The following is an 11,667-nucleotide window of genomic DNA, read 5'->3' as shown; positions in this document are numbered from 1 at the left end:
CTTAAGGTGTTTAGCAACTGTCGGCCAATGCCTATTAAATTAAACACCTGAATCCATAAAAAAGGGCCCGTTATCGCCCTGTCTGGTGCCACCCCTAGCTAGACGCATCAGCAGGGTGGTATAAGATATTTAACACAATTTTAATAATAGTAAACAGTCAAGGAGTGTCTATAGATGGATATCGGTCACCGCCTCAAGGCGGTTCGCACCAAGGCAGCCCTCTCCCAGCGCGAGCTGGCCAAGCGCTCCGGTGTGACCAACGGATTTATCTCCCAGATCGAGAAAAATCAGGTGAGCCCCTCTGTCGCCTCCCTGCGCAAGGTGCTGGAAGGGATCCCCATGTCGCTGGCCAGCTTCTTCACCGAAGAGACTGAAATGGGCACCGAAGTGATCTTCCGCGCCGCCGATATGCCGGATCTCGGCACCCATCCCATCAGCTACCGGCTGGTCGGGCACAGCCGTGCCAACCGCGCCATCGGCATGTTGCAGGAGGTGCTGCCACCGGGCGCCGACACCGGCGACGACATGCTGAGCCACGAGGGTGAAGAGTGCGGCATCGTCATCAAGGGCGAGGTTGAAGTGACCGTGGGCGAGCAGATCTACCTGCTGGGCGCCGGAGATGGCTACTACTTCGACAGCCGCACCCCCCACCGTTTTCGCAATAGTGGCGAGCAGGAGTGCGTGCTGATCTCGGCCAACACCCCCGCCAGTTTCTGACATTCAGAGGCGCATCGGCAGGAGAGCAATGTTTAATGAATTGTTACAATATGGATTTACAAGCGGCAGGATGTTTAGCATATTGATACGCGGAAACTGACTTTTGCCGGTTCAAGGAGTGAACATGAGTGACCTGACCCTGGCCCAGTGGCAACACAAGGCCGCCCATCTGACCCTGCCCTCGCAAGCCTTTATCAACGGCAGCTATCGGGATGCCGTCAATGGCGCCACCTTCGATTGCATCAACCCGGCCAACGGCAAGCTGCTGACCAAGGTGGCGGCCTGCGATGCCGCCGATGCCGAACTGGCGGTACAGGCTGCCCGTGACGCCTTCAACGACAAGCGCTGGAGCGGCCTGCCGCCGAAACAGCGCAAGCAGATCATGCTGCGCTTCGCCGAGCTGATGCGCCTCAACAAGGTGGAGCTGGCGCTGCTGGAGTCGCTGGATATGGGCAAACCCATCGGCGATGCCATGGGCTATGACGCCCCCGCCGCCGCCAACTGCATCGCCTGGAACGCCGAAGCCATCGACAAGATTTACGATCAGGTCGCCCCGGTGGAGGAGTCAGCACTGGCGCTGGTGACCCGCGAAGCGCTCGGGGTGGTCGCCGCCATAGTGCCCTGGAACTTCCCGCTGGTGATGGCCTGCTGGAAGCTGGGCCCGGCGCTCGCTACCGGCAACTCGGTCATTCTCAAGCCTTCCGAAAAATCCCCCCTGACCGCCCTGCGTATCGCCGGTCTGGCCAAGGAAGCGGGCATTCCGGACGGCGTGTTCAACGTGCTGCCGGGCTTTGGCCATACCGTGGGCGAGGCGCTGGCCATGCATATGGACGTGGATTGCATCACCTTCACCGGCTCCACCAAGATCGGTAAACATCTGGTGGAGTGCTCCGGCAAGTCCAACCTCAAGCGCGCCTTTATGGAGTGCGGCGGCAAGAGCCCCAACATCATACTGGCGGATGCGCCGGATCTGGACGCTGCGGCCAAGAGCGCCGCTGGCGCCATCTTCTACAACCAGGGCGAGGTATGTACCGCCGCCTCTCGGCTGCTGGTGCAAAACAACATCAAACCGCAATTTATGGAGCGACTGCTGGCCCATGCCCGCGAGTGGATCTCGGCCAACCCGCTCGACCCTGCGACCCGCATCGGCGCCATGGTGGATCACATCCAGATGGAGCAGGTGCTGCGCTATATCGAAATTGGCAAGCAGGAGGGGGCCAAGCTGCTGCTGGGGGGCAACCGCACCAATATGGAGAGTGGCGGCTTCTATATCGAACCCACCATTTTCGACAACGTGACCCCGCAGATGCGCATCTTCCGCGAGGAGATCTTCGGCCCTGTGCTGGCGGTGACCGGCTTCGATACCCTGGAGGAGGCTATCGCGCTGGGCAACGACACCGACTATGGGCTGGCGGCGGCGATCTGGACGGCGGATCTCAACAAGGCGGTGAAAGGCTCCCGCGCCCTGCGCGCCGGTACCGTGTTCGTCAACAACTGGGACGGTGGTGACATGACCATGCCATTTGGCGGCTTCAAACAGTCCGGTAACGGTCGCGACAAGTCACTTCATGCGCTGGAGAAGTACACCGAGCTGAAAAGCACCTGGATTCAGCTGGAATAACACGACAAAGCAGCACTATCGGATCAAAAAGGGGGAGAAATCCCCCTTTTGCATTTTTGGCCTTCCATCACCGGGCTCAATCCTTATAATGATAAAAAAGCCAACATGTTAAATATAAAGACAAAAATGCTATTTTTTCTGGGAAGCGTACTTTTTCTGGTGATCGGTTTGCCCCTGCTGTTCTTCGTGCTGGGGCACGGCGAGGCCTACGTGACCTGGGGCCCCTGGATCTCCGCCATCGCCCTGATGTTGTGGCTGTTGATGGACGTCGACAAGATCCGCCGCGGTAAAGGCTGATCGGCCAGCCACAATCCTCTTATTCCTCAAACTTCGTTTATTCGCTTCTTTCCCCGCAAAAGGATCGCTACACTGATTTTTTGCGATGTTTTCCCGCATCCAACGCTTCAGTAAAGGTCATCCGCATGCCGCAACAGATCCAGCGTCAGGGCGTCATCTACGCCCTGTGCGCCTATACCCTTTGGGGCATAGCCCCCATCTATTTCAAGACCATCTCTGCCGTCCCGGCCGCCGAGATCCTGACCCACCGGATGATCTGGTCCTGCGTGCTGCTGATGGTCCTGACCCTGGCAGGCCGTCAGTGGCACAAAGTGCAGGCGGTGCTGCGCCAGCCAAAAGTGCTGCTCACCCTGGCGTTTACCTCGGTTACCGTCGGCGGCAACTGGCTGCTGTTCATCTGGGCCATCAACAACGGCCATATGCTGGATGCCAGCCTCGGCTACTACATCAACCCGCTGTTCAACGTACTGTTGGGAATGGTGTTTCTGAGTGAGAAGCTGCGCCGCCTGCAGTGGTGGGCGGTGGCGCTGGCCTTTGCCGGCGTGGCGATCCAGCTTATCGCCTTTGGCTCCTTACCCTGGATTGCGCTGGTGCTGGCGTCGAGCTTTGCCATCTATGGGCTGGTGCGCAAAAAACTGGCCCTCGATGCCCTCACCGGTCTGCTGATCGAAACCATGATCATGCTGCCACCAGCGGCCATCTATCTGTGGGGCTTTGCCGACAGCCCCACCAGCCATCTCACCCAGAACGACTGGCACCTCAACCTGCTGCTGATCGCCGCTGGCGCCGTCACCACGGCCCCCCTGCTCTGCTTCACCGCCGCCGCGACCCGGCTCAAGCTCTCCACCCTGGGCTTCTTCCAGTACATAGGCCCCAGCCTGATGTTCATCCTCGCGGTCACCCTCTATGGGGAAGCGCTGGCGATGGACAAACTGCTCACCTTTGCCTGCATCTGGAGCGCGCTGGTGCTGTTCAGTCTTGATGGGCTGCGCAGCGGCAAAGCCGCGCCAAGCCGGACCTGACACCGCCTCACCACCATCGACCCCGGCTCATCAGCCGGGGTTCTTTTTCGTGCCACCGGAGGTTTTCAGACTGCTACTCCCCCTTTTCCAGAGCCGACTGACCATCAACAGACCACACCCGAGTCTCACTATCCCGCCAGAGAGCTATGCTATCCATGAACGGAGCCGAATGGAGGCAACATGCTCAAGCACATTCACGACAGATCTCTGCTTTTTGGTCAGGTTCTGGGGATCATGGTCATTATCACACTGATCTCCATCAGCTTTTTCGGGCTTTATTCGGTCCGGAGCGCAGCCGATCAGATGGGACAGGGGAAGGATGTGGTAGCCGATATTCTGCCGCCGCCCCTCTACCTCATCGAATCCCAGTTGCAGGTCTACACCCTGCTCCATGCCAAACCGGAGGAGCGGGAGCCCCTGCTGCAAACCCTCGCCCGACTGCAGCAAGAGTTCGAGAGCCGTAACCGTTTCTGGCAAGAGAGCAGCCTGAACGAGCCCCTCAGGGAGCTGCTGCTAGGGGAGCAAAAAGTGCAGGGGGAACTGTTCTGGCAGTTGCTCAACGACAAGTTTGTCCCCGCCATCAAGGCGGGGGACCTGGCGCAGGCGGGCGCGATTGCGGCACGCCTGCACACCCTCTATAACGCCCACCGGCTAGGGGTGGACGCCACCGTCATCCGCGGCAACGAGTATGCCGCCGAGCAGATGGCCCATCTCGCCAACACTACCCGACTCTGCTACGGCCTGCTGTTGTGCGCCGCACTGCTGGGGGCCGGGCTCATCTTCTGGCTGGGACGCCCCACCCAACAGCGGCTGCTGGCCGCAGGCAAAGCCACCGCCGCCATCGCCGAAGGGGAGTTGAACCGCCCCATGCCGGAGCCAGGGCTTGATGCCATCGGCGAGCTGATCCACCAGATCGGGGCCATGCGTGACCAGCTGGCAACCCTGGTGGAATCGCTGCAACGCAGCGCCAGTACGCTGGATGATCGCGCCACCAGCCTGACCGCCATGGCACAACGGCACACCGATGACAGTCAGGCTCAGGTCGGGGCGGCCCACCATATCGAACAGGCCATCGAACAGCTCACCCACTCCATTGAACAGGCGGGTAGCCAGCTACACCAAGTGGGGGAGCAAACCCTGCAGTCAGCAGAGCGGGCACAAGAGGCGACGATCGCCATCCACACCGTGGAACAGGTGATCGGGGAGCAAGTCACGGGAGTGAAGCAGGTCTCCCATACCATTTCGGATCTGGCTGGCCTCTCGCAGCAGATTGCCGGGCTGGCGGGCGCCATTCACGATATTGCGGAGCAGACCAATCTGCTGGCGCTGAACGCGGCCATTGAAGCGGCGCGGGCAGGTGAACAGGGACGCGGTTTTGCCGTGGTGGCGGATGAAGTACGCTCGCTGGCGACCCGCACCGGCAGCGCCACCACCGAGATCAACACCATCATCGGCAAGATCCAGGATGTCAGCCTGCGCGCCGCCAGCGAGATGGATACCGAGCTGGCCCGGGTCGAACAGGCGGTCACTCACACGATGACAGCGCGCCAGAGCGTCGCCCGGATCGCGCAGAGCTGCGAGGAGATCAACCAGCGCATCGCTCAGGTCGATCAGTTGATGAGCGATGAGACCCGGCTGGTGCAGGGGATCCACCATCAGGTCGGCGAGATGTCGCGGTTGGCGGCCGAAGTCAATCAGAGCGCCAGCCACGCCGCCGAAGAGGCGACCATGGTCGCCCAGCACGCCCGCATCCTGACCAGGCAGACTCACCACTTCCATCTCGACACCACCCGCCATTGATCCCCGGCGCTGACGGGAGTCAGCGCTCCCCTTTTTCTCTGCACTGGTTAAATGGGTAGCATTAGACTCCATGAGGGAATAGGATCCGCCCCTCTGAAAACCAACTGCAAGGATCAACTGACATGACTCGAAAATGGTCGCTCCCCATCGTGATAATCGCGGGGGGAGCGTTACTCTGGCTTGGCAACACCTTTGGTATGAAATGGGCTCTGATGGCCCTGATCGGATTCGGCTTCGGCTTCACCCTCTCCTTCAGTCGCTTCGGCATCGTATTCGGTTGGCGCGAAATGCTGACCAAACGCAACAGCTACTACGTGCGGGTTCACCTGCTCACCATCGCCATCGAAATTCTGCTGTTCACCACCTTCCTCTCCTTTAGCCACGCCCTGTTTGGCGATGCCATGGTGGGTAACGTGATGGCTATCGGCATTCCCTTCATCGTCGGAGCCTTCCTGTTCGGCATCGGCATGCAGCTGGCAGGCGTCTGTGCCACCGGCACTCTTTACTGCTGCGGCGAGGGGCAACCCCGCTTCTGGCTGGTGCTAATCTGCTACGGCATCGGCACCCTCATCAGCAACCAGTTCCGCCCCGAACTGGAGGCTACCTTCTCCAGCCATGTGGTGCTGGCCAAGGATTTGACCGGCAATATCTGGAGCGGCATGCTGCTCAACCTGGCGCTGGTCGCCGCGCTGTTCCTGCTGTTTCGCAAGAGCGAACTCAAGCGTACCGGCGAACTCAAGCCCCTCTTCAGCGGCGGCAATCTGTTCTGGCGCGATGGCCGCTTCACCGTGCTGACCGGCGGCATCATCATCGCCATACTCAACTCAACTGTCGTCGCCCTGCACGGCTCGGCCTGGACCATCACCGGCGCCGTCTATGACATGGCGCTGCGCGGCGCCTCCCTGTTTGGCCTGTTCGAGGGCAACCCCAAGCTGGCCCAGCCACTCTTTATCAACCCCATGGTCGGCATGTTCTGGCTCGGCATTCTGGGGGCCATGCTGGCGCGCTGTTTGAGCGGTGGCGGCACCTTCGCCCCGATGCGACTCGGCAACAGTCTGGCATCCATCATTGGCGGCCTGTTGATGGGGATGGGCGCCATGTACGCCGCCTGCAACCTCGGCGGCTTCTTCGATGGCACAGCCTCTGGCAGCCTGCACGGCTGGGTCTGGATGTTGATGGCCCTCGCTGGCAGCCTGATCGGCATTCGCCTGCGCCCGCTGTTCGGGCTCTGAGGCTCGACATCGTAAACACCCCATAAGAAACGGGAGGCCAAGCCTCCCGTTTTTACATTTACTGCTCCCGTCGCTCTGCTTATTGGACAGGCTGGGAAACCCCTTCCAGATGGATTTCCACCCGGCGATCCGGTGCCAGACAGGCAATCAGCTCCTGCTTGGAGCGGCTGGCACAGCTGCTGCCAGTGACCGGATTGGCCTTGCCACGCCCCTCGACTCGTACCTTGTCGGCATACAAGCCTTTGGATACCAGATAGCTGGCCACGCTCTGGGCCCGCTTCTCGGAGAGGGCCAGGTTGTAGTTGTCGGAACCGATGCGGTCGGTATAACCGATGACAGTTGCGACACCATCTTTCGGATTGGCCGCCACAATCTGGCTGAACAGGGCATCGAGCGCCTGATTGGCAGCCGGTTTCAGGGTCGCCTTGTTGAACTCGAACAGCACATCGGAACTCAGGCTGAAGGTCTTGGGCTCAACCACGGCTACAGGTGCCGGTTCGGCGGCCGGAGCTGGCGCCGGTGCAGCGACCTCGCCACCTTGCTGACCGAAGCGATAGAGCATCCCGAACGAAATCAGGCCGTTATCCATCTCGATACCGGAGCGATCGAGAGACGCATCTCCCAGCGGCGTAGTGTACTGGTACTCCAGACGGGCGGCCCAGTCACGATCGATGGCGTATTCGGCACCCAGCGCACCAACGAAGGCGGCGCCATGCTTCTTGCCGGTCTCGCTGGTATTGGCGAAGCTGATCTCGCTATCCGTCCAGGCATAAGCACCGCCCAGTCGGCCATAAAGATCGAGCACATTCGTTGCCGGGAAGCTGATCTTCATGGTGGCCTGAATCATCTGGCCTTTGGCTTCGGTATTGAGGGTATTGGTGCCAGTGCCCGAAGTGGTGTCGTATTTGCCAAGCCAGTCATAGCCCAGCTCGAAACCCAGGTTGGGGTTGAGCTGGTAACCGGCGAACAGGCCCAGACCCAGATCATCCGTGTTCTCGCTGGTATTACCCAACGTCTGGGCAATCGACTCGGCATACTGATTGTGGTCAACGCCATAGTAATTGGACCAACCGGCCTTGCCACCGACATACCAGGTATTGTCCTGAGCGGCGGCCTGCACGGCACCGGCCGCCAGCAAACCACTGACCAATACGGCAAGCATGGATTTATTCATATTTTCGCCTCTGCAATAAGTCGTTATGGGCGCCTGAGTGCGCACTTTCCCTGTGTGAAGCCGTCAGGCGGCCTCTCCGCTATTCAGGGTATCCCATCCGAACGCAGCCTCAAATGACCAAGCCATCAGGAGTGTGAGCTTGCCAGCAATATCCGGCGTAAAAATCACCTGTGTACCTATTCACACTGTTTTGCCAGTTAAACCATGACGTTGCGTCGTACGGAGTGAACCTATCTACACGCAGCAATAGAAAAGGGAGGCATAACGCCTCCCTCCTGATGAGTTGTTGCAGCCCCCTTGCTCAACTAGCCAGGAATAAACGGTAGGCGGGGTCGTCGCTCACCTCTTTCCAGCCGTAACCAATCTCGCGCAGGTAGTCGTGGAAGGCGGCCACGTCTTCGTCTGGCAGCTCAAAGGCACACAACACCCGGCCGTAGTCGGCACCGTGGTTGCGATAGTGGAACAGGCTGATGTTCCAGCGACAGCCCAGAGTCTCGAGGAAGCGCATCAGGGCGCCCGGCTGCTCCGGAAACTTGAAGCTGTAGAGCCGTTCACCAAGGGGCCGGGCCGGGCGGCCGCCAATCATGTAACGCACGTGGTTCTTGGCCAGCTCGCTCTCGGTCATGTTGACCACCGGGTAGCCGTTGCCACCGAGCTGATCGATGATCTGGCCCAGCTCCTCGTCACCGCCGGTGAGGCGCACCGAGACGAACAGCGACGCCTGCTCGGCATCGGCGTAGCGATAGTTGAACTCGGTCACCATACGGGGCCCGAGCTGACGGCAGAAGTCGAGGAAGGCCCCCTTACGCTCGGGGATGGTCACCGCCAGCATGCCCTCGCGCTTCTCGCCGATCTCGCAGCGCTCCGACACGTAGCGCAGGCTGTGGAAGTTGACGTTGGCACCGGAGAGAATGGCCGCCATCCGCCCCCCTTTGACCTGCTCCCGCTCGCTGTAGGCCTTGAGGCCCGCCAACGACAGGGCGCCCGACGGCTCGGCAATGGCGCGGCAGTCGTCGAAGATGTCTTTCAGCGCGGCGCAGATCTGGTCGTTGGAGACGGTCACTACCTCGTCCAGATACTGGTTGCACAGGCGGAAGGTCTCCTCGCCGATCCGCTTGACCGCTACACCATCCGCAAACAGCGAGACCCGCTCCAGATTGACCGGCTCGCCAGCAGCCATGGCTGCCTTGAGACAGGCGGAGCCTTCAGCCTCCACCCCGATCACCTTCACATCCGGCAGCAGCTGTTTGATGTAGACCGCCACCCCGGCGGCCAAGCCGCCGCCACCCACCGGCACGAACACGTGGGTGAGGTGGGTATCCTGCTCCAGCAGCTCCTTGCCGATAGTGCCCTGCCCGGCGATCACCTCAACGTCGTCAAACGGCGGGATCAGGGTGTAGCCCTCAAGCGTGGCGAGGCGGCGACTCTCGCCATAGGCCTCGTCGAAGCTATTGCCAAACAGCATGACGTTGCCGCCCTGACGGCGTACCGCATCGATCTTGATATCCGGCGTGGTCTTGGGCATCACGATGATCGCCTTGATGCCGAGCTTGGCGGCCGACAGGGCGACCCCCTGCGCATGGTTGCCAGCAGAGGCGGCGATAACGCCGCGCGACTTCTGCTCCTCGGTCAGGGTGGCGATCTTGTGGTAGGCACCGCGCAGCTTGAAGGAGTGGACCGGTTGCAGATCCTCCCGCTTCAAACTGACATGGTTGCCGAGCCGCTCGGAGAGTTTTTTCAACGTTTGCAACGGGGTCACTCGCGCCGCCTCGTAGACGGGAGAGAGCAACACCTTGCGTAGATAATCCGCCGCAGAGACCATGATTTATTCCCCCAGCATCGAGCGATCGCGAACCGCGCCTTTATCGGCGCTGGTGGCGAACATGGCGTAGGCACGCAGGGCAAAGGAGACCTGGCGCTGACGATCGAGCGGCTTCCAGCCACGGGCTTCCACGGCGACACGGCGGGCGGCCAGCACGCTGTCGGCCACCTCCAGCACCATGCTGCGGGCCGGGATATTGATGCTGATGATGTCGCCATCCTCCACCAGACCTATGGTGCCGCCGGAAGCGGCCTCCGGCGAGACGTGGCCGATGGAGAGGCCCGAGGTACCGCCGGAGAAGCGGCCATCGGTGATCAGGGCGCACGCCTTGCCGAGCCCCATGGACTTGAGATAAGTGGTGGGGTAGAGCATCTCCTGCATGCCCGGGCCCCCTTTCGGCCCTTCGTAGCGGATCACCACCACCTCGCCCGCTTTCACGGTACCGTCGAGGATGCCGCTCACAGCGCTCTCCTGACTCTCGAATACCCGGGCCGGGCCACGGAAGGTGAGGTTCTCCTCATCCACCCCGGCAGTCTTGACGATGGCTCCATTGACAGCGAGGTTGCCAGAGAGCACCGCCAGACCACCCTCCTGACTGTAGGCGTTGTCCAGCGAGCGGATGCACCCTTCGGCTCTGTCCAGATCCAGCTCCGGCCAGCGGCAATCCTGGCTGAACGCCTTGGTGGTGCGGATGCCGGCCGGGCCAGCGCGATAGAAGTCCACCACCTCCTGACTCGGCTGGCGGCTGACGTCATATTCATCGAGCTGTTCGACGAGGGAGCAACCCAGCACGGTACGGGTATCCCCATGCACCAGACCCGCTTTTTCCAGCTGGCCCAGAATGGCGACCACGCCACCGGCACGGTGCACATCTTCCATATGGTATTTCTGGGTGGAGGGTGCCACCTTGCAGAGCTGTGGCACCTTGCGCGACATGCGGTCGATATCGGCCATGGTGAAGTCGACACCTGCCTCCTGCGCCGCCGCCAGCAGGTGCAGCACGGTATTGGTAGAGCCGCCCATGGCGATATCGAGCGCCATGGCATTCTCGAATGCCGCCTTGGTAGCGATGTTGCGCGGCAGTGCCGAGGCATCGTCCTGCTCATACCAGCGCTTGGCCAGAGTCACGATGCGCTGACCCGCCAGCTTGAACAGCTGCTCGCGATCGGCGTGAGTCGCCAGCATGGAGCCGTTGCCCGGCTGGGAAAGGCCGAGCGCCTCGGTCAGACAGTTCATGGAGTTGGCGGTAAACATGCCGGAGCAGGAGCCACAGGTGGGGCAGGCACTGCGCTCCACCTGTTCGCTCTGGGCATCGGAGACCTTGGGGTCGGCGCCCTGGATCATGGCATCCACCAGATCCAGTTTGATGATCTGGTCGGAGAGCTTGGTCTTGCCCGCTTCCATGGGGCCGCCGGAGACGAAGATCACCGGAATGTTGATGCGCAGGGCCGCCATCAGCATCCCCGGGGTGATCTTGTCGCAGTTGGAGATGCAGACCATGGCGTCGGCGCAGTGGGCGTTGACCATGTACTCCACCGAATCGGCGATCAGCTCCCGCGATGGCAGGGAGTAGAGCATGCCGCCGTGGCCCATGGCGATGCCGTCATCCACGGCGATGGTGTTGAACTCCTTGGCAACGCCGCCCGCAGCTTCGATCTCGCGCGCCACCAGCTGACCCAGATCCTTGAGGTGGACGTGACCCGGCACAAACTGGGTAAAGGAGTTGACCACGGCGATGATGGGTTTGCCGAAATCCTGATCGGTCATTCCGGTGGCGCGCCACAGGGCGCGGGCCCCGGCCATGTTACGTCCGTGGGTGGTGGTGGCGGATCTCAACTTCGGCATGTCTCTACTCCCTGAATGCCCATATGGGCTCGATGCGTTATGCGGTGATGATACGAGTGGATCGGAATCGATCCTGGTGAGCACTCCTCTGGGAAGCTCTCACCGGAAGCGACTCGGGGAGGCTCCGCGCCTCCCCT

At 61.1% G+C, this 11,667-nt stretch carries 9 protein-coding genes; 6 read left to right on the top strand and 3 right to left on the bottom strand.

The genetic code is table 11. The annotated features are described in order from the left end of the window. Positions 1–174 precede the first annotated feature (174 nt). The 6 genes from NOM06_RS13355 to NOM06_RS13330 all read left to right on the top strand — a co-directional run bounded on the left by NOM06_RS13355 (position 175) and on the right by NOM06_RS13330 (position 6,689). The gene (locus NOM06_RS13355; RefSeq protein ID WP_005339643.1) at positions 175–717 is read left to right on the top strand and encodes a cupin domain-containing protein; all 543 of its coding nucleotides are present in this window, start codon (positions 175–177) and stop codon (positions 715–717) included. Positions 718–841: 124 nt separating this feature from the next. Further along, positions 842–2,338: an aldehyde dehydrogenase gene (locus tag NOM06_RS13350; protein ID WP_255911936.1), complete on the top strand. Its 1,497-nt coding sequence runs from the start codon at positions 842–844 to the stop codon at positions 2,336–2,338. 126 nt (positions 2,339–2,464) lie between these two features. Continuing rightward, positions 2,465–2,635, top strand: a complete 171-nt coding sequence (locus NOM06_RS13345) for a hypothetical protein (protein ID WP_005341999.1) — start codon at positions 2,465–2,467, stop codon at positions 2,633–2,635. 125 nt (positions 2,636–2,760) lie between these two features. Beyond that, the gene (gene rarD / locus NOM06_RS13340) at positions 2,761–3,657 is read left to right on the top strand and encodes an EamA family transporter RarD (protein ID WP_005356175.1); all 897 of its coding nucleotides are present in this window, start codon (positions 2,761–2,763) and stop codon (positions 3,655–3,657) included. A gap of 180 nt (positions 3,658–3,837) precedes the next feature. Then, on the top strand, positions 3,838–5,457 hold the full coding sequence (locus NOM06_RS13335) for a methyl-accepting chemotaxis protein (protein WP_255911934.1): 1,620 nt from the start codon (positions 3,838–3,840) through the stop codon (positions 5,455–5,457). Between the two features lie 122 nt (positions 5,458–5,579). Continuing rightward, positions 5,580–6,689 carry a YeeE/YedE thiosulfate transporter family protein gene (locus NOM06_RS13330; RefSeq protein WP_227016257.1) on the top strand — a complete coding sequence of 370 codons (1,110 nt, stop codon included), beginning with the start codon at positions 5,580–5,582 and terminating at the stop codon, positions 6,687–6,689. Between the two features lie 79 nt (positions 6,690–6,768). On the opposite strand, the gene ompA is transcribed toward NOM06_RS13330, so the two are convergent. From ompA to ilvD, 3 genes are all read right to left on the bottom strand, one after another. Beyond that, on the bottom strand, positions 6,769–7,863 hold the full coding sequence (gene ompA / locus NOM06_RS13325) for a porin OmpA (RefSeq protein ID WP_236317127.1): 1,095 nt from the start codon (positions 7,861–7,863) through the stop codon (positions 6,769–6,771). A 301-nt stretch (positions 7,864–8,164) separates the two neighbouring features. Further along, positions 8,165–9,685: a threonine ammonia-lyase, biosynthetic gene (gene ilvA / locus NOM06_RS13320; protein ID WP_236296537.1), complete on the bottom strand. Its 1,521-nt coding sequence runs from the start codon at positions 9,683–9,685 to the stop codon at positions 8,165–8,167. A 3-nt stretch (positions 9,686–9,688) separates the two neighbouring features. Then, positions 9,689–11,530 carry a dihydroxy-acid dehydratase gene (ilvD, locus tag NOM06_RS13315; RefSeq protein WP_255911932.1) on the bottom strand — a complete coding sequence of 614 codons (1,842 nt, stop codon included), beginning with the start codon at positions 11,528–11,530 and terminating at the stop codon, positions 9,689–9,691. Positions 11,531–11,667 lie beyond the last annotated feature (137 nt).

This window comes from Aeromonas sp. JL9, assembly GCF_024436075.1.
In the GTDB taxonomy this organism is placed as follows: domain Bacteria; phylum Pseudomonadota; class Gammaproteobacteria; order Enterobacterales; family Aeromonadaceae; genus Aeromonas; species Aeromonas veronii.
This window is presented reverse-complemented; position numbering and strand designations above follow the sequence as displayed.

Excerpts from the sequence above, each read along its gene's own strand:
- NOM06_RS13345 (WP_005341999.1), top strand. The coding sequence starts at position 2,465 with ATGCTATTTTTTCTGGGAAGCGTACTTTTTCTGGTGATCGGTTTGCCC.
- NOM06_RS13350 (WP_255911936.1), top strand. The coding sequence starts at position 842 with ATGAGTGACCTGACCCTGGCCCAGTGGCAACACAAGGCCGCCCATCTG.
- NOM06_RS13335 (WP_255911934.1), top strand. The coding sequence starts at position 3,838 with ATGCTCAAGCACATTCACGACAGATCTCTGCTTTTTGGTCAGGTTCTG.
- ompA (WP_236317127.1), bottom strand. The coding sequence starts at position 7,863 with ATGAATAAATCCATGCTTGCCGTATTGGTCAGTGGTTTGCTGGCGGCC.
- ilvD (WP_255911932.1), bottom strand. The coding sequence starts at position 11,530 with ATGCCGAAGTTGAGATCCGCCACCACCACCCACGGACGTAACATGGCC.
- NOM06_RS13355 (WP_005339643.1), top strand. The coding sequence starts at position 175 with ATGGATATCGGTCACCGCCTCAAGGCGGTTCGCACCAAGGCAGCCCTC.
- NOM06_RS13330 (WP_227016257.1), top strand. The coding sequence starts at position 5,580 with ATGACTCGAAAATGGTCGCTCCCCATCGTGATAATCGCGGGGGGAGCG.
- ilvA (WP_236296537.1), bottom strand. The coding sequence starts at position 9,685 with ATGGTCTCTGCGGCGGATTATCTACGCAAGGTGTTGCTCTCTCCCGTC.
- rarD (WP_005356175.1), top strand. The coding sequence starts at position 2,761 with ATGCCGCAACAGATCCAGCGTCAGGGCGTCATCTACGCCCTGTGCGCC.